Here is an 18309-nt window from a genome sequence, read left to right on the forward strand (position 1 = left end):
CGGCATGAAGAACCGTCCGCGCGGCGGGCTCGGACGCGGTCTGGGGGCACTGATCCCCACCGCGCCACCGCAGCCGTCGGGTGGCGCCCAACCGGAAGCTCCGGCGCCAGAAGCCGCGGCGCCGGTTGAGACGCCCCCTGCTGGCGACGCGTCCGGTGGTGGTACGCCCACGCCTGTGCCGCCCGCCGAGTCTGCCGTCACCCCCGGCGCCACGAGCGAACTCGCGCCCGTCCCTGGTGCTCGGTTCGCCGAGATCCAGGTCGGGGCGATCGTGCCCAACCCGAAGCAGCCCCGGCAGGTCTTCGACGAGGAGGCCCTGGAGGAGCTCAAGACCTCCATCCGTGAGGTGGGCCTCCTCCAGCCGATCGTCGTGCGGGAGCTCGACGGCGAGAAGTACGAACTCGTCATGGGCGAGCGCCGCTGGCGGGCCGCCCAGGCGACTGGCCGCGAGACGATCCCGGCCATCGTTCGTGACACGCGCGACGACGCGATGCTCCGGGACGCGCTCCTGGAAAACATCCACCGGGCCAACCTCAACCCGCTCGAAGAGGCAGCGGCGTACCAGCAGTTGCTGGAGGAGTTCGGGGCGACGCACGAGGAGCTGGCGAAGCGGATCGGCCGGAGCCGCCCGCAGATCTCCAACACGATCCGTCTCCTGAACCTGCCGGCCCAGGTGCAGCGGCGGGTCGCCGCCGGCGTGCTGTCGGCAGGCCACGCTCGGGCGCTTCTCGGCTTGGAGGAGACCGAAGCCCAGGAGGAGCTGGCGCTGCGGATCGTGGCCGAGGGCCTGTCCGTACGCGCCACCGAGGAGCTGGTCGCGCTGGCCGTCGCCGAGGGCCCGGCGCCCGCGGCGAAGGCAGCCAAGCGTCGGGCCAAGGCGCACGCACCGGCCCTGAGCGACCTGGCCGAGCGCCTCTCCGACCGCTTCGACACCCGCGTGAAGGTGGACATCGGCCGGAGCAAGGGCAAAATAACGATCGAGTTCGCCACGGTCGACGACCTGGAGCGGATCGTGGGGATCATCGGCGTGGAGCGGACCGAGCAGCCGGAGTAGCTCCTCTCCCCCCAGGCACTGAGCGGCCGCGGACCTGATCGGGTCCGCGGCCGCTGTCGTTCCACGTGAAACGGGTTGGGCCTGGTGTTGGGCGTGCTAGTTGGCGGCGTCACAGGGGCGTTGGTCGTGCGGCGGCGCTCGCTGGTGAGGTGGGGTCTGTGACGGTCGTGCTTGGCGTGGTGCTTGTGGCGGCGTTGATGTTCACCGCGAGCTTTGGTCGATCTCGGTGGACCAGCCCTCGATGTCTGTGGCGGCTCGCCGTCATCCGGCTTTGCCGCTGCCCCAAGCCTCGGTCTGGCTCGGTGCCCCTGGTGCCTTTGGCTCGTCGTCCGGTCTCACTCTCGGGCTCGCGATGCGGGACGGCCTCAGGTGCTGCCGGGCGCGTCTGGTACGGGCGCCGTCGTCGCGCTCCCCCGGGCGCTCTCCCCCTGCGGCGATCCGGAAGCCTCCCTGTCGCGACGACCGATCGGCCTATCCCTCGGGAATGGTCGCCGTCGGCGATCCCGGCGTTCCACCGAGGCTTGGTGTGAGGCGAGCGGGAGGCGTGTGCGCGTGCTTCCTTTCGGAGGCACCTGCGGAATCCAGGCTGCGGCTCGTGAGGTCGGCCGGCGAGCGCTGTTGTGCCGCGACTGCCGAACCTCCTGGGTAAGCTCGGAGGCGGCGCCGGTGGGGAGATCCTGGTTCCCCGCAGGTCGGGCATGGCGATGCTTGGAGGTGACGCCAGCTCCTCGTATGGATCGCGACCGAGGATCCGAGGCGTGCGGCACATGTCCCCGCTACCGTGCGGAGAGCTTCTGGCGGCCCCTGCGAGGTTGAGACGAGCCGGGATGACCGGGGGCGATGGGCGGTCGCTTCCCCGGCTGATGCGGTGAGTTGGTCGGCACGGTGGCCGCGGATCGAACGACGGTGCCAGCGCGGTGATCAGGGCTCCCCGGCGGCCGGGAGCCCTGCGACGCGGCTGGGTCGCCTGGCATACGGACGGCGGTGGCTCGTGATCCGGGGCGGACCCGGGAGCGGGGAGGCGGCAAGCGGCCGAGTTACGCCATTGCGCGATGGGTGACGTCTCCAATCGCCGGCTCCCCCAACTAGGCCGGCCGCCTGGGGCCGGGCAGCGGTCGGTGGGATGGCCGGGCTGTGCGGTGCACGGCATCCAGCGAGCGAGGGGTCGCGCCAGTCGGAGGGGGCGGTTTGGTGCCCGAGACCATCCAGCGTCGCTGGCGCCGAGGCGTCCTCTGAACACCGGTGCCCACAGGCGACGGCGCGGCATTTGGGGGCAGACACGCGCCGCTGTGCCTCGTGATGGTGAGCCAGCCCGCGACCGTGGTCGGCTCGGTCGATGTGGGCGCACTGGTAGGTCAGATAGACGTGGCGTGGCCCGCCTACTTGAGCGGCCTCGGCAAGCGCTGTTAGATGCCATCGTTCTTCGCTGTTAGGCCGGGCCCTTGAAGGTTCTGCGGGCGACGCGTGAGTGAGGAGACATCCCCCGTACGCGACAGCGCGGCAGGAGGAACGCCCGGAGTCTTCGGAGTGGGCTCGCTCCTGGCAGACAGAACACCGACGGTCGGCGGGGCCGCCTTCGTGTCGAGGCGAACGAACCCGAGCGCGCGACGACGCCGGCGCAAGCCGTCGGGCGCGCGCTGGGCGAGCCCGCAGAGCATGGCCGAGACGACGTGGCGGCGCACCAGACGCGCGACGTGGCCTACCGAGTCGACGCGGACCGGCGCCGTATGCGTGTACTCCCCCGCCTCCCGGCCCGTCTCGGCCAGCGTTTCCACGCTGAGGGGAGCCCTGTGTGGCTTCCTGGTGATGATGGCGAAAGTGTGGCGCGGCGAACGAGGAGAGTCCGAGCGCCGGCTCGTCGAGTGGTACGTCGCGGGCATGGACGTCACAGTGTCGGTGGTCGACCAGGGCGACGGGCACAGACCTTCGCCACTCTCCCGGGCGCAGGAGCGGCTCCGCCTCGGATCGGGCAAGGAAGCGGAGCACGATGTTTCACGGGAAACATCGCTCGGGAGCTCCTCCTCGATTGCAGGCCCGGACCAACAGCGCGAGGCGGACCGACTCACGGTTGAGTCGCGGCAGTGGCTCTATCGATCGGACCAGAATCCACAGTGGCGGTATCCGGCTGGATGACACCGACGCGATCCAGTGCCCGGCGGATTCAGGAGCACGTCAGCCCGTCGCGGCACGCCCTTGCATCAGCCGACGGCGCATCCGCCGCTGACATCGGCTCCACAGACGATCCCGATGCCCGACGAGCGACGAGCGACATCGCCAGGACTGGGACTCTGACGGCCTCGCCTGTCCGCGCTGTTGGAGGGCGCAAGGGAGTCCGAACGACGCGAGCCTCCGCTGTCGGCCGCCACCGGCTACCCAGCGTGCGCGGGTCCGCGGTGTCGCAGTGCCGGCCCTCGAACACGGGCAGACCAAGCGCCCACGGCGACCAGGTAGCGACAGAGGCCGACCGGCGCGGTCTGGCAGCGGTGGATCTCGCAAGGCCGGCGCCTCGGCGACCCGCTACTCGCGCCATTCCCCTGTAGGCCGACAACTGCTCCGTAAAGGCCGGCGCATAGCGAGTGCCGGCGCACAGCCGAGGCAGGAGTGAGGAGGCCGCAACCCGAGAAGGACGAGCTTCCCAGGACCGCCCAGGCGGGTCGCCTCCCCGCTCGGTCCGGAGGCCGAATCACCGCCGACCCGTCGCCATCCACCTGGAGCCGTCGCGGAATCGCCGCCCTCACACCTCGCCCAGGTTGGCCAGCCCTCGGCCCAGCCGCAGCCGCAGCCCGCCGGTCGCCCATCGGCGAGGCGGGCGTGCCGCCCGAGGAGGAGCGGAGAAATCGAGGAAGAGACCGTCCGAGGAGTAGCTCGGACGGTGCCTCGCCGAGCCGACACCACCCAAGCTCCAGGAGAGCGCCGAGGTCCGGAGCAGCCCAACCAGAACTGGGCGAGACAACGCCCCCGCCGAACCCCCCGTTTCACGGGAAACCGGCGGCCTCGGCGCCCACCTCGCCAGCCCTCGTTTCACGTGAAACGAGGGCCGCGCACAATCCACAGAGGTTATCCACAGATGGAGCGGATTCGAGAGAAAGAGCCGGTAGGGCATGGTGGTTGCCTGTGGACAAGAGCGGCGGCGTCCGCCCGAAACGGGGAAGGACAGCGGTCCTCAACTCCGTTAGGGTCAGCCTCGTGCCAGACACAGCATCCCCCGTTCCTGACTTCACGAAGTGGCCCTCCTTCCCATTCGAGGGCGACCTGCGGGTCAAGCAGCTCGACGCCCCAGTGGAGAACGAGCCGGCGCGCAAGGGCGAGGACGCCGCCGACTGCAGCGCGTGTAACGCGCCCGATGAGGCGTACATCTGGGTCAGCGAGCGATGGCGCGTCCGTGCCATGGATCGGCCCACCGGGCTCCCGATGGTGCTCATCCTGGAGTCCCGTTCGCACCTCGACTTGGGCGACCTGCCCAACCTGTTGGCGGCCGAGCTCGGCGTGATGACGGTGCGGCTGGAGCGGGCCGTCCGGTCGCTCGACGGCGTGGCCCGGGTCCACGTGAATCGGTGGGGTGACGGCTCGGCGCACCTGCACATGTGGTTCCTGGCCCGGCCGTACGGGCGGCTCCAACTGCGTGGCACTTTCCTGTCCCTGTGGGACGACATCCTCCCGCCGATCTCCGAGTCGACGTGGCGGGAAAATCTGGCACTCGTGGCGGCGTGGCTGGCGGAGTTCGGTGGCAAGCCGCTCGCCGAGCCGCCGCGGATCGAGTGGCAGGCGCCGTCGAGTCTGGTCCAGCAGGCGGAGGCGGAAGCGGCGAGCCTCGCCTTCCAGGCCGCCGTCGACGACGCCTCCGTAGCGCTCGCCGAAGCACCAGCCGACGACACGAGCACAGGCGTCGCGACCACAGACCTGGCGATTGCAGACGACCCCACCGCAGACCTAGCGATCGCAGACGAGCCGACCACGGACCAAGCGAGCACGGCCCACGCGACCGCAGACCACGCGAGCACGGGACGCGCAACGCCAGCCGACCCCACCACGAGCCAGGCACCCACCGCCCCAACCAGTGCCCAGGCCACCGCCGTCCGAGCAACGACCGGGCAAGCGACCACAGGCGAATCAGCCGCACCCGCACCGGCCACCGGCGCGGCAACAGCAGCGACCACGGCGCCAGACCAGGCGACATCAGCCTCTGAGATACCGGCCGCGCACGGGACAGCCGAGAAGGTCCAGCCCGTCCCCACCGTCCGGGCGAGCGAGGAACCCCACGGTTCCAAGCCCGAGCACCAGGGCGCCCCTACCTGACACCTCCGTCCTCAAGCGACGACGAAAGACCCGACGACGAAGACCCAACGCGGAAGACGCGGCGAGACAGAAGCACGACCAAGCGAGAACCAACGAAGCAAAGCGCCCCCACACCACGCGGTGCGGGGGCGCTCCTGTCAGAGGATCAAACGGCCCGGCGAGCGGCCTGTCCCACGAGCGCCGCCAGCAGCTTGCCGAAGTCGAGCCCTGCCGCCTGTACCGCCAGCGGCAGCAACGACGTCTCGGTCATGCCGGGCGACACGTTCACCTCGAGCACGTGCGGCCGCCCGTCCGAATCGACGATCAGGTCGACGCGGGAGAGGTCGCGCAACCCCAGCGCGTTGTGCGCCGCGATCGCGGTCTTCGCCACCGCCGCCGCCACCTCGGGGTCGAGCCGCGCGGGCGCGTGCCAGGTGGTGAGGCCGGCGGTGTACCGGGCGGCGTAGTCGTACACGCCGTTGCGCGGCACGATCTCGACCGCCGGGAGCGCCTGGGGCCCGTCGCCCTGGTCGATCACCGACACCGCGACATCCATGCCCGCGACGTACCGCTCGACGAGTGCCGTGGAGTCGTACGCGAAACAACCAACCATGGCGGCCGGCAGTGCCGTCGCGTCCCGGACCACGGCGGCGCCGAGGCCCGAACCGCCCTGGGCGGGCTTGACCATCAGCGGCAGGCCCAGCCGCTCGGCGATGCGGTCGAGCACCGCCACGGCGCCGAGTTCGGAGAAGCGGTCGTGCGGCAGCGCCACCCAGTCGGGCGTGGGGATGCCGGCCTCGCGCAGCACCGCCTTGGCCGACGGCTTGTCCCACGCGAGGCGGGCGGAGCGGGCGTCGCAGCCCACGTACGGCACGTCGCACAGGTCGAGCACCCCGCGCAGCGAGCCGTCCTCCCCCGTTGCGCCGTGTAGCGCGATGACGACCGCGTCGGGCGGGTCGGCTTGGACGGTCGGCAGCAGCGATACGTCGGCGTCTCGCAGGTCGGCGTCGATGCCAGCACTCCGCAGCGCGTCGAGCACGCGCCGGCCGGACTTGAGAGAGACGTCCCGCTCGTACGAGAGTCCGCCGGCGAGGACGAGGACGCGAAGGTCCGTGTTCATGCCTCAGATCATGCCAAGCCCGGGTCAGGGGCATCGGCCGCGGCCTGCCCCCGCCGGCGCCCGGCGAGTCCGCCGCCCACCGGGCCGAAGACCTGCCGCATGGCAAGCTCCTGCTCCATCACGCCGGCCAGCCTGCGCACGCCCTCGCGAATGCGCTCCGGCGGCGGGAACGAGAAGTTGAGCCGCATGTGCCCCGCGCCTGTGCCGTCGGCGTAGAAGCCGGTGCCCGGCACGTACGCCACGCGGGCGGCGATGGCACGCGGCATCATCGCCTTCGCGTCGAGCCCTTCGGGCAGCGTGGCCCACACGAAGAGGCCGCCCTTCGGCTCGGTCCAGGTGGTGCCGGCGGGCATCAGGCCCGCGAGGGCGTCGAGCAGCGCGTCGCGACGCTCACGATAGATCTCGCGGTATGCCTTGAGCTGCTCGCGCCACGGCATGGTGGCCAGGTAGGTGGCGATCGCCGCCTGCGCGTACGCACTCGGGCACAGGATCTGCGCCTCGCTGGCGATCACGAGCTTCTCGCGAACGGCATGGGGGGCGAGGATCCAGCCGACCCGCATGCCCGGCGCGAACGTCTTCGAGAACGTACTCAGGTAGAAGACCCCGTCGCGGCGGCGGGAGCGCAGCGGCGCGGGCGCGTCACCGTCGAAGCTCAGCTGGCCATACGGGTCGTCCTCGACCACCAGCAGACCGGCGCGCTCGCAGATGTCGAGCACGCGCTCGCGCCGCTCCTCGGTCAGCGTCACGCCGGCGGGGTTTTGGAACGTGGGGATCGTGTACAGGAACTTGGCCCGCCGCCCAGAACGCGCAACCTCGACGATCGCCTGCTCCAGCGCCTCGGGCACGATGCCGTCGCCGTCCATCGGTACGTGCACGACCTGCGCCTGCGCGGCCTGGAACACGCCGAGCGCGCCGACGTAGGTGGGCCCCTCGGCGAGCACCACGTCGCCTGGGTCGAGGAAGATGCGGGCGACCAGGTCGAGCGCCTGCTGCCCGCCCACCGTCACCACGACGTCTTCCGGGGATGCGCCGCAGCCGACGTCGATGCCGGAGAGCGCCATCACCTCGCAGATCCGCTCGCGCAGCTCGAGCGTGCCCTGACCGATCCCGTACTGCAGGGTGGTGGGGCCGTGGTCGGTGGCGAGCTTGCCGAGCATCTCCCCCACCGCGTCGAGCGGGAGGGCGGCGACGTAGGGAGCACCACCGGCGAGCGAGACGACCTCGGGTCGGCTGGCAACGGCGAAGAGGGCACGGATCTCCGATGCCGTCATGCCGCGCATCCGCCGGGCGTAGCGATCGGTATAGTCGTCGAGCGTCGTGCCGGTCATGACTCACCTGCCTCGTGCGGAAGATGGCGCCCATCCCCACAGAGCGTTGCAGAAGTGGGGGCTACAGCGACAGTGCTGGCCGATCGATCGTAGTCCGCAGACACCATTCGTGCCTCTGGTTACCCCAGCTGGTTCCACATACCGGGCCTCAGGGGTGACCACTTGCCCGACCTCTCCCCTGACGCGAAGTTCCGGCGTACGATCACCAGTCGGGGGCAAGGAGGCGGCGCGTGGCTGCAATCGACTCTATGAGGATTCGCAATGTCGCGACGCTTGGTCAGTCTGACACTCGACACACTCGAGGATCTTCCACGCCCGTGTAGGGCCTGCGTGTTCTGGGAGCTTGATCCGGTCGCCGCCGAGCGCGCGTGCGCCGCGGGCGATCCGGGCCTCGAAAAAGAAGCTTGGGTATCCCAGACGCTCCTCGAGTGGGGCTCCTGCGGCAAGCTGGCCTACGTCGACGGCATGCCGGCGGGCTTCGTCATGTACGCGCCACCGGCCTACGTTCCCCGCTCGATGGCGTTTCCGACGTCGCCGGTCTCGGCCGACGCGGCGCTGCTGATGACGGCCCACATCGTCACCGCCTTCGCCGGCGGCGGGCTGGGGCGGATGCTTGTGCAGGGCGTCGCCCGCGATCTCACCAAGCGCGGCATCAAGGCGATCGAGGCGTTCGGCGACGCCAAGTACGGCGAGTCGGGCAAGGAAGATGAAGAGGGCTGCCTGGCGCCGGCCGACTTCTTCCTCTCGGTGGGCTTCAAGACGGTGCGACAGCATCCGCGCTTCCCGCGGCTCCGCTTGGAGCTGCGCACCGCGCTGTCGTGGAAGTCCGATGTGGAGTACGCGTTGGAGAAGCTGCTCGGCTCGATGAGCCCGGAGAGCCTGTTGCGCCCGGTCCGTCCGGCTACGCGCTCGACATCAAGCTAAATCCACATAGAAGCGGCCATATCCGGCAGTCGCCCCCAAGCGGCCATACAGCAACAACACGGCCGCGATGAAGCACCGCACGAAGCGCGGCGCAGAGCGAAAGGCTCGGACCGGATCAGGAAACCGCGGCCGCCCGCAGCTGGCGCACGTCGATCGAGCCGGTCGGCACATCGGCCTCGACCGGGTAGTACATCCGCTGCACCGCGGCCACGATCGCCTCGACCACGCGGTCGCGGAAGGCGGGGTCGATCAGCCGCTCGCGGTCGACCGGCGAAGTCAGGTAGCCCACGTCGACCCGGACCGCCGGCATGCGGGTCAGGCGCAGCAGCTCCCACGTCTTGGGGTGGGTCTGGCAATTGCGCAGGCCGGTGCGTTTGACGATCTCGCGCAGCGCCAGCCCGGCCAGCCGCTCCCCCACGGTCGAGGTCACGCCGTTGCCGGTGCCGTAGTGGAACGCCGCCACGCCGTCGGCCTCGGGGTTGTCGTGGCCGTCGATGTGTAGCGAGATGAAGAGGTCGCCGCCGAGCTCGTTGGCCAGGTCGGCGCGGGCGAGGTCGCTCAGGGCCGGCCCACCGCCGGGCCCGCGGGTCAGGTGTACGCGCATGCCGGCCGCCGCCAGCCGCCCTTCGAGCCGAGCCGCCATGTCGAAGGCGAGGTCGGCCTCGGTCCACCGCAGCGGCCCGTCGGGCACCACGATGCCCGGGTCGGAGCCGCCGTGACCCGGATCGACGATGATCACCTTGCCGATCAGGTTGGGCCCCGAGCGGCGGAACGCCTCGGCCTCGCGCAGCCACTGCGGCCGCCCACCGACCACCTTGCGCCCCAGCCGCTTGAGCGCGTGCATGGTCTGCGGCCCGCATGCCCCATCGGGCTGGAGCCCCACCTCGCGCTGGAACTGCGCCACCGAACGCGCCGTGTTGGGCCCGTAGATGCCGTCGGCGCGGCCCACGTTGTAGCCCATCTCCAGCAGCCGCTCCTGGAGCGTGCGGACGTCTTCGCCGACGAGCGGCCCGGGGATCGCGTGGTAGAGCGCCCGGGCGCCGAGGCGCCAGCGGGCGGCGTCGAGTGCGCGCCACGTCTCGTCGCCCACCTGGCCGTCGACCGAGAGGCCACGGGTCTGCTGGAAGCTGCGGACGGCGCGCTCGGTGGTGCCGTCGAACTCGTCGCTGCCACCGGTCAGGAGGTCGAGCTCGGCGAGGATCTGGTTGATCTCGATGACCGCCGGACCACGGTCGCCGTGCCGAATCGGACGCACGGAGGACCTCCTCAGGGAGAACGCTTCAGGAGCCTATCCCGGCCGGCGGCACGCCGCCGCCAGACTTCCGACAAGTGCACGCCAGCCAGCCAAAAGGCGCCCTCACAAACCAGCTGACAACCAGCGGACCGCCGGGGAACGAGCCCGCTCGGGAGGAGCAAATGTGAAAGGGGCGCCCTCAATGAGAGCGCCCCTTCGCAAGTCTCTGTTACAGCGCGGACTCGATGAGCTTCACCAGATCACCCTTGGGGCGGGCGCCGGCCACCGACTGCACCGGCTGGCCGCCCTTGAAGACGGTCAGCGTGGGCACCGACATGATCCGGTACGCGCGCGCGGTTTCCGGGTTTTCGTCGATGTTGAGCTTGACGATCCGTACCCGGTCGCCCATCTCGGTGGCGATTTCCTCCAGGAGCGGCGAGACCTTCTTGCACGGCGCGCACCACTCGGCCCAGAAGTCCACCAGCACAGGCGTCTCGGACTGCAGTACGTCACTGGTGAAACTGGCGTCGGTGACCGCCTTGGTTGTTCCCACGAAGACCCTCCTGAGCTCAAACTTCAAGTGATGCGATGAACCGCTCGGCGTCGAGCGCGGCGGCACAGCCCGTGCCCGCGGCCGTGATCGCCTGGCGGTAGGTGTGGTCGACCAAGTCGCCCGCGGCGAACACGCCCGGCACGCTGGTGTGTGTGGTGGGAGCGTCCACCACGACGTACCCACTCTCGTCGAGCTCTACCTGGCCGCGGAAGAGCTCGCTGCGCGGGTCGTGGCCGATCGCGACGAACACGCCCGTCACGTCGAGCACCTTGCCTTCGCCGGTGTGCACGTTGCGCACGCGTACGCCGGAGACCTGTCCGTCGTTTCCGAGAACCTCTTCGACGACGGTGTTCCACTCGACACGGATCTTCGGGTTGGCCAGCGCCCGGTCAGCCATGATCTTGCTGGCCCGGAACTCGTCGCGGCGGTGCAGGATCGTCACCGACTCGGCGAACTTGGTGAGGAAGTTGGCCTCCTCCATCGCGGAGTCGCCACCGCCCACCACCACGATGTGCTGGCCACGGAAGAAGAAGCCGTCACAGGTGGCACACGAGGAGACGCCGTGGCCGAGCAGCTCCTTCTCACCGGGCACACCGAGCGGCCGCCAGGCCGAGCCGGTGGTCAGGATGACCGCCTTCGCGCGGTATTCGGTCTCGCCGATGAACACCTTGTGGGTCGCGCCGGAGCCGACCACGCCGGTGTCGACGAGCTCGACCCGCGTGACGTCGTCGGTGATGAACTCGGCACCGAAACGCTCGGCCTGCTTGCGCATCGAGTCCATCAGCTCGGGGCCCATGATGCCGTCGGGGAAACCGGGGAAGTTTTCGACTTCGGTGGTCGTCATCAGTGCGCCACCGGACTGGGCACCTTCGATGACGAGCGGCTTGAGGCTGGCTCGCGCGGCGTACACCGCGGCGGTGTAACCGGCCGGCCCCGAGCCGATGATGATCAGATTACGGACCTCGTCCACTGCCGACTCCCGTAGTGTTGTGTGCGCAGAGGAGAACCCATCGCGTGCCGCGATGATTCCCGACCCCTCGTCCGGGTGGGTCAGCTCACCCTATCTTTGCGCTCGCTCGGGTGTCCGCGCCCCGCGCCGCCTGGCCACACTCCGGACCTGACGCCCATACCCAGCGTGCCCCGGAACCGTCGGTGAAAAACACGATCACGGCGGGTGACCCCTCGAACGTGGCGAGGTCGACCACCTCGACCGTGCCGACGCCCGGCGGATGGTCGCGACCGATCGCCGAAACGCAGGAGCCGAGCGCCACGGGGTCACGCAGCCGGCCGAGCGGGGACGCGTTGTCGATCTGCGCGGCGGTCGACCCCGGCGCAGCCTCCTCGCCGCTCGTCTGCTTGCTGCCCATCGGCATGGGCGGTGGCGCCGCGTCCGACAGCCCTGCCTGGCGGTAATCCTGGCCACTGGCGACGACCGGCCCATCGGCGGAGTTGAAGGGGAGGGTCGCCCGACCGTCCGCCGCGTTTTCTCGGGCGCTCACCGGTGCGTCCGCGCTGCCGGCCGAGCTGTCGTCGCTGCCGCCGATGCCTCCGGCCTGGCTCAGGCCAAACCCGGCGAGCGCGACGACGCCTGCGGCGATCGTCGCCGGAGCGGCCCACGCGGGCAACCGGCGCCGCGCCTTGGTCGCGCTGCGTCGCGGTCCATCTGCATCACCTGGTACGGGCACGAGGGCGGGACGGTGCGGCTCCTGCTCCAGCGCGGTGGCGATCCGATCGGCCACCTCGGCGGGCATCGGCTCCGCCGCCTCCCCCCACGCGGCGAGGCTGGCGTGCACCGACCCGGTCGCCTCGGTGAGCGCCGCGTGTGCCTCGCGCCAGGCCGGCTCCTCGGCGACTCGGCGGGCCACGACCGCCTCCTCGGGCGTGCCGTCCAGCGCCCCGCCGACATAGTCGGCCAGCAGGTCGAAATCGACCTCGCTGAACTCTGGCCCGGTCACTTCTCGTCCTCCACGCTCGCGGTGCGCGCCTGCGCCGTACTGGTTCGGACGCGGCCACCGGACTGCGGGTTCCCGCTTCCGGCCCGAAGGTGACCCAGGACAACCGCCAGCTTGGCCCGGCCGCGCGCGCACCGGCTCTTCACCGTGCCCTCGGCCACACCGAGGATCACCGCCACTTCGGCCACCGGGAAGCCCTGCACGTCGACCAGGATCAACGCGGCCCGCTGCTCCTCCGGCAGCTGGGCCAGCGCGTGCCGTACGTCCAGTGCGGTGTCGTGGTCGACCGACGGCGCGGCCGGCTCGGCGGCCACCGGGCGGTCGGGGTCGCTGCGGTTGCCGTCGGGGAGCGGGACGGTGGGGTGCGCCTGGCGCCGGCGGGCCCGGTCGAGGCAGGCGTTGACCACGATGCGGTGCAGCCAGGTGGTGACCGCCGAGTCGCCCCGGAAGCGGGCCGCGGCGCGGTGGGCGGAGAGCAGCGCGTCCTGCAACGCGTCGGCTGCCTCTTCGCGATCGGAGAGCGTACGCACCGCCACGGCCCACAGCCGGTCGCGGTGCCGCTGGAACAACTCGGCGAACGCGTACCGATCGCCATCGACGTGGGCGCGCAGCAGCTCGTCGTCGCTACGAGAGCTGTCGGTCACGGCTGCACACTAGCTCAGCCCGGCGACCACGATTTCCTGCACGCCGACCTTGTACGGCCACGGGCCGTTGCCGGTGAGCGGCAGCTCGGTGATGAAGAAGAGCAGGTACTGGTACTTCTCGTCGGCGTTGAAGCTGTTGAAGGTCATCTTTGTCGCGTCGAACGCCTCCAGCGGCTCGCCCACGCGCTGATACGTCTTCGCGATCTGATCGTCACCGGCCGCGCTGCTGCCCGGGTCGGTGGTGCCCGCGCGCAACTCGGCGGAGGCGCCGCTGTGCGAGAGCGTCACCTGCACCGAGCTGACCGTGCGCGGCTCGCCGAGGTCGATCAGGATGCCCATGCCCGGCTTGAGGTTGCCAAACTTGGAACTCTTGTATCCGTTGGGCTCCCAGGCGGTGTTTTCGTTTCCGTCGACGACCGCCTCGGCGCCCTTAAGCTCGTTGCGCTCGCCCTTTGGCGGGTCGACGATGCGCACCTGGCCGGCGCTGATCGCGAAGTTTCGCGGCTGGCCGGTGACCGCGCCACCGGTGGTGGGATCACCGGGCGTTGCGGGAGCGTTGCTCGGCGGGCTGGCGGTGTCGTCGGTGTCGTTGCCGCCGAGCGCGCTGATGCCGAAGAACAGGCCGGCGACCGCGATCGCGAGGAGCCCGGCGACGCCAGCGGCGATCTTGCGGACGGTCGTGCGCTGGGGCTCGGTGCGCCCTCCCGGAGCGACGGCGGCGCCGACGTCACGGGGGCCGGACAGGAACCGCAGCGGTCCGGCCTCCTCGTAGTAGGGCTCGTCGGCGGCGCTGTCGAGCCGGCCCAGCTCAGCCGCGAGCACGTCGGCGGCGGGCAGTGCGAGCCGGTTGTCGAGCAGGTCCATCGTGAGGTCGTCGAGGTAGGCCGGGACGCCCGCGCGGATCTGGCGCGGTGCGGCGACCGTGCCAGCCGCGTCGCGCGCGGCGTCGGGCAGGGCCGAGCGGCCGGCCTCGGCGTGCGGCCAGTGGCCGGTCAGCGCGAAGTAGAGCACGCCGCCGATCGCCCGCACGTCGGTGTCTCGCGTGTCGGCGCTGTCGGCCCGCGCGTCGGCGAGCACCACGCGACCGTCGTCGCCGATGAGCACCGTGCCGGGGTGGATGTTGCCGTGGACCATGCCGGTCGCGTGCATCGCCGCCACCGCATCGGCGACCGCGTGAGCGACCGTGGTGGTGCGGGCCGGGTCGAGCGGCTCCTCGGCCACGATCTCGCGGAGCGACTCGCCGTCGACCCACTCGCGGACCACGTACGCCCGATCGCCCTCGTCGATCGCGTCGTAGACGCCGACCAGGCTGGGGTGGATCACGCGGCTCGCGGCGACGGCCGCCTGGAGCATCTCCATCGCGGAGTCGCCGCCGGGGTAGCGCAGCACGACCGCCACGGGCCGCCGGAGCACCACGTCGACACCTCGCCAGACCTGCCGGCCGGCGCTGTCGTTGTTGATGTGCTCCGCGAGCTCGTACCTCTCGGCCAGGATCTCACCGAGGGTGGGCGCACCGAAGGTCATGACCGGAGGCGGGCTCTCGCTCGCCTCCTGACCTTCGCCGACCTGGGTCACCCCGTCCTCCCTCGGTGATCGATTCGATCCGTGGACCCGTGCTGTCTGTGGTCTGGCCGCTTCGCCGCAGCCGGCAGCCCCGGCGGCGGGCACGGCTCATAGCCTAGGCGCTACCCGCACCCGACGAGTGCGACCTTACCTGGGCGATGCGACCTCTCAACACGTCATCTTGGCGTGCCAGGCGGCCGGATGCGAACCGTCGAGTCTGCCTTGACCGTTAAGTTTCAATCGTCCCGCTTTGAAGTCTCCTGCAAAAACTGCCTTATAGGTACGCTTTTGCCATGTCTGATCTTGCAGGGCAGGTACGCGAGGGATACGCGTTCGAGGGACCGGCTCTGGAGCTCGGTGCCCTGGTGGAGGAGGGTCGCGGCGACCCGAGCGCCAAGGTGCGCATCCCGCTCGGGATGCTCAACCGGCACGGGCTCGTCGCCGGCGCTACCGGCACCGGCAAGACCAAGACGCTCCAGGTCATGGCCGAGCAGCTCAGTGCGGCCGGAGTGCCGGTCTTCCTCGCCGACGTCAAGGGCGACCTGTCGGGCATGTCCGCGCCGGGCGCCCCGAACGAGAAGATCGCCGCGCGCGCCGCCGAGATCGGGCAGGAGTGGCAGCCGACGGCGTACCCGGTCGAGTTCTACGCGCTCGGCGGGCGCGGCACCGGCATCCCCGTGCGGGCGACGGTCACTTCGTTCGGCCCGGTACTGCTGTCCAAGGTGCTCGGGCTTTCGGACGTACAGGCGTCCTCGCTGAACCTGATCTTCCACTTCGCCGACGCGAACGGGCTGCCGCTGCTCGACATCAAGGACCTCCGGTCGGTCATCCAGTACCTGGTTTCCGACGAGGGAGCCGAGCAACTGCGGTCGCTCGGCGGGCTTTCCAAGCAGACGGCGGGCGTACTGCTGCGGGAGCTGATCGGGTTCTCGGACGCGGGCGCGGACGACTTCTTCGGCGAGCCGGAGTTCGACACGGCCGACCTGATGCGTACGGCGCCGGACGGGCGGGGCGTCGCCTCGATCCTGGAGCTGCCCGGCGTGCTCGGGGGGCCGGGGGCGGGGGGCGGCACAGCCCAGCCGGGCCTCTTTCCTTGTTTCCTTATGTGGTTGCTGGCCGACCTCTTCCAGGACCTGCCCGAGGTGGGCGACATCGACAAGCCCAAGCTCGTGTTCTTCTTCGACGAGGCGCACCTGCTCTTCAAGGACGCCTCGAAGGACTTCCTCGAGTCGATCACGCAGACCGTGCGGCTGATCCGCTCCAAGGGCGTGGGCGTCTTCTTCGTGACGCAGACGCCCAAGGACGTGCACCCCGACGTGCTCGCCCAGCTCGGCAACCGGGTGCAGCACGCGCTGCGGGCGTACACGCCGGACGACGCCAAGGCACTCAAGGCGACCGCGTCGACGTTCCCCCGATCGGCGTACGACCTGGAGGAGGTGCTCACCCAGCTCGGTACCGGCGAGGCGGTCGTCACCGTGCTCGCCGAGAACGGCGCGCCGACCCCGGTCGCCTGGACCCGGCTCTGCGCGCCCCGGTCGCTGATGGGCGCCGCCGACGCCGAGGCGATGGCGGCGGCGGTGCGGGGCTCTTCGCTGTACGCGAAGTACGCCGAGCCGGTCGACCGCGAGTCCGCGTACGAGAAGCTGGCCGCCCGCCTGGCACCGCCGTCCACAGGTGGTTATCCACAGGGCTCCCCCGCGCCGGACGCTCCTCCCGCACAGAGTTATCCACAGGCCGAGCGGGCGCCGCGGCGGGAGAAGGAGGAGCCGAGCATGGTGGAGAAGGTGCTCGGCTCCAGCGCCACGAAGTCGTTTCTGCGGGCCGCCGCCACGGCCGCCGGCGCCGCGGTCGCCCGCCAGGTCTTCGGCACCGCGAAGCGCCGCAAGCGGTGAAGCCTAGCGGCGGATCTTGCGGCGGACCAGCGCGAAGATGCTGCTGATCTCGGAGACCTTCAGGCCGAGGGCGATGGCGACGTACGTGACGACGATCGCCACACCGCCGACCGCGACCTGGAGCAGCGACTCGGTCTTGGTGGGCGTCCAGCCGCCGGGCAGCACGTACATCACCGCGAGGCCGACCACCGTCGCGCCGACCGCGGCTACGCCCACCTTGGCGAACGTCATCAGGATGGGACCGATCCCGAGCACGCCGATCCGCCGGCGCATGAGTATGGCCGTGGTCAGGCCGGCGGCGGCGAACGAGAGCGCGTTGGCGAACATCAGCCCCGCCGCCGCGAACGCCGCCGAGAAGGCCACGAACACGATCACCTGGATGAGGATCCGCAGCCCCACCACCGGCAGGTTGACCAGCGCGGCGGTGCGCGTCTCCTGCCGCGCGTACAGCCCGATGGTGAGGAAGTTGCTGATCGAGAAGGGCAGCAGCGCCACCGCCATCGCGACCAGCACCACGGCGGTCTTGCTCGCGTCGTCCTGCGTGAAGGCGCCGCCGAGGAACAGCGCCACCGCGATCGGCGCGGCCAGCACCGCGTAACAGACGGCCACCGGGGTGAGGACCGCGGTGATCATGCGGATACCCCGGGAGATGTCGGCGGCCATGTCGGCGTGCCGGTCGTCGGCCGCGGCGGCGCTCATCCGCGGGGTCAGCGCGGTGATGATCGATACGGCAAGGATGCCGTGCGCCATGTACATCAGCAGGAAGACGTTGTTGTAGATCGCCGGTCCGGCCCCGCCCGCCTTGCCGGCTCGGTTGAGCAGGTTGAAGGCGACCACCTGGCCGATCTGGGTGACCACCACGTAGGAGAGCGACCAGCCGCCGATCCGGGTCAGCTCGCGCAGGCCCAGCTCGCGGAAGTCGAAGCGCCACTTCCACTTGAAGCCGACCTTGCGCAGCGCCGGCACCAGGCCGGCACTCTGGATCACCACGCCGAGCAGCGTGCCGCCGCCGAGCAGGAGGATCTGCCCGACGGTCATGTCTTCCGGCCGGATCGCCTTGGCGCCGTAGATGACGATGTACGCGATCCCGGTCGCGATGACGACAAGGTTGTTGAGGATCGGCGTGAACATCGGCATCGCGAAATGACCGCGCGTATTGAGCACGGCGGTGAAGATGCCGGAGACCCCGATGAAGAAGATCATCGGAAGCATCAGGTAGGAGAGCAGCGTGACGAGGCGCCGGAACGCCGCGCTCTGGTCGTCGCCCGTGTAGAGGAGGGTGAGCAGTGAGGCCGCCGCCGTCACCAGCACCGCGCCGATCCCGAGCAGCAGCACCGTCAGGGTCACCAGCCGCTGCGTGTACGCCTGGCCGCGATCCGGGTCGTTCTTCCGCCGGCGCACCAGCACCGGGATGATCGTGCTGCTTAGCAGCGCGCCGAGCAGCAGCTCGTAGACGATGCCGGGCAGGACCTGGGCGGTCGTGTACGCGTCGTTGATCACGCCGCCGCCGATCGCGGCGGCGAGGATGACCGTGCGGAGGAAGCCGGTGCCGCGGCTGACCAGGCTGCCGATCGCCATGATCGCGCTGTTGTTGGCCGCGCTCCCCTGCTCCACCTCGATGGAGGGCTCGAGCTCGGGCGAGGACTCAACCCCCGGCGCCGGGTACATGCCAGGCGGCATCGGCTGGGTCGAGATCAGTACGGCACCATCCGGGTACTGCTGGTGTTCGCTGTGGCCAGCGTTGGCGCTCTTATAGAGGCCACCGCTCAT

Annotated in this window: 12 protein-coding genes and 1 pseudogene; 4 read left to right on the forward strand and 9 right to left on the reverse strand. The window is 70.5% G+C overall.

Annotation, left to right across the window (positions count from 1 at the left end; all coding sequences use genetic code 11):
• Nucleotides 1-4 precede the first annotated feature (4 nt).
• Together ACFFIA_RS35305 and ACFFIA_RS35310 are read left to right on the forward strand one after the other, a co-directional pair.
• The gene (locus ACFFIA_RS35305) at nucleotides 5-1054 is read left to right on the forward strand and encodes a ParB/RepB/Spo0J family partition protein (protein WP_377259827.1); all 1050 of its coding nucleotides are present in this window, start codon (nucleotides 5-7) and stop codon (nucleotides 1052-1054) included.
• Between the two features lie 3186 nt (nucleotides 1055-4240).
• Nucleotides 4241-5350 carry a flagellar motor protein MotB gene (locus ACFFIA_RS35310; RefSeq protein ID WP_377259830.1) on the forward strand — a complete coding sequence of 370 codons (1110 nt, stop codon included), beginning with the start codon at nucleotides 4241-4243 and terminating at the stop codon, nucleotides 5348-5350.
• A gap of 145 nt (nucleotides 5351-5495) precedes the next feature.
• Here ACFFIA_RS35310 and ACFFIA_RS35315 read toward each other — a convergent pair whose 3' ends face one another.
• Together ACFFIA_RS35315 and ACFFIA_RS35320 are read right to left on the reverse strand one after the other, a co-directional pair.
• A complete protein-coding gene (locus tag ACFFIA_RS35315) occupies nucleotides 5496-6449 on the reverse strand; it encodes a D-alanine--D-alanine ligase family protein (protein ID WP_377259833.1) in 954 nt (317 codons plus the stop codon).
• 8 nt (nucleotides 6450-6457) lie between these two features.
• Entirely contained in the window at nucleotides 6458-7777 is a 1320-nt protein-coding gene (locus tag ACFFIA_RS35320; RefSeq protein WP_377259837.1) for an aminotransferase-like domain-containing protein, read from the reverse strand.
• A 261-nt stretch (nucleotides 7778-8038) separates the two neighbouring features.
• Here ACFFIA_RS35320 and ACFFIA_RS35325 point away from each other — a divergent pair, with 261 nt between their 5' ends.
• Complete coding sequence (locus tag ACFFIA_RS35325) at nucleotides 8039-8701, forward strand: GNAT family N-acetyltransferase (protein WP_377259839.1); 663 nt, start codon at nucleotides 8039-8041, stop codon at nucleotides 8699-8701.
• A 115-nt stretch (nucleotides 8702-8816) separates the two neighbouring features.
• Here ACFFIA_RS35325 and ACFFIA_RS35330 read toward each other — a convergent pair whose 3' ends face one another.
• From ACFFIA_RS35330 to ACFFIA_RS35355, 6 genes and pseudogenes are all read right to left on the reverse strand, one after another.
• Complete coding sequence (locus ACFFIA_RS35330) at nucleotides 8817-9956, reverse strand: N-acetylmuramoyl-L-alanine amidase (protein WP_377259842.1); 1140 nt, start codon at nucleotides 9954-9956, stop codon at nucleotides 8817-8819.
• 208 nt (nucleotides 9957-10164) lie between these two features.
• Nucleotides 10165-10488: a thioredoxin gene (gene trxA / locus ACFFIA_RS35335; protein ID WP_377259845.1), complete on the reverse strand. Its 324-nt coding sequence runs from the start codon at nucleotides 10486-10488 to the stop codon at nucleotides 10165-10167.
• A 16-nt stretch (nucleotides 10489-10504) separates the two neighbouring features.
• Nucleotides 10505-11458, reverse strand: coding sequence for a thioredoxin-disulfide reductase (trxB, locus tag ACFFIA_RS35340; RefSeq protein ID WP_377259848.1), 954 nt, complete (start codon nucleotides 11456-11458; stop codon nucleotides 10505-10507).
• A gap of 85 nt (nucleotides 11459-11543) precedes the next feature.
• The gene (locus tag ACFFIA_RS35345) at nucleotides 11544-12443 is read right to left on the reverse strand and encodes an RsmA family anti-sigma factor (protein WP_377259851.1); all 900 of its coding nucleotides are present in this window, start codon (nucleotides 12441-12443) and stop codon (nucleotides 11544-11546) included.
• Complete coding sequence (gene sigM / locus ACFFIA_RS35350) at nucleotides 12440-13084, reverse strand: RNA polymerase sigma factor SigM (RefSeq protein WP_377259854.1); 645 nt, start codon at nucleotides 13082-13084, stop codon at nucleotides 12440-12442. The genes ACFFIA_RS35345 and sigM overlap by 4 nt, the downstream gene beginning before the upstream one ends.
• 9 nt (nucleotides 13085-13093) lie before the next feature.
• A pseudogene (locus tag ACFFIA_RS35355) lies at nucleotides 13094-14759 on the reverse strand (protein kinase family protein).
• 181 nt (nucleotides 14760-14940) lie between these two features.
• Here ACFFIA_RS35355 and ACFFIA_RS35360 point away from each other — a divergent pair.
• Nucleotides 14941-16539 carry a helicase HerA-like domain-containing protein gene (locus ACFFIA_RS35360; protein ID WP_377259857.1) on the forward strand — a complete coding sequence of 533 codons (1599 nt, stop codon included), beginning with the start codon at nucleotides 14941-14943 and terminating at the stop codon, nucleotides 16537-16539.
• 3 nt (nucleotides 16540-16542) lie between these two features.
• Here ACFFIA_RS35360 and murJ read toward each other — a convergent pair whose 3' ends face one another.
• Nucleotides 16543-18309, reverse strand: coding sequence for a murein biosynthesis integral membrane protein MurJ (gene murJ / locus ACFFIA_RS35365; RefSeq protein ID WP_377259860.1), 1767 nt, complete (start codon nucleotides 18307-18309; stop codon nucleotides 16543-16545).

It is taken from the genome of Phytohabitans kaempferiae (assembly GCF_042433955.1).
GTDB lineage: Bacteria > Actinomycetota > Actinomycetes > Mycobacteriales > Micromonosporaceae > Phytohabitans > Phytohabitans kaempferiae.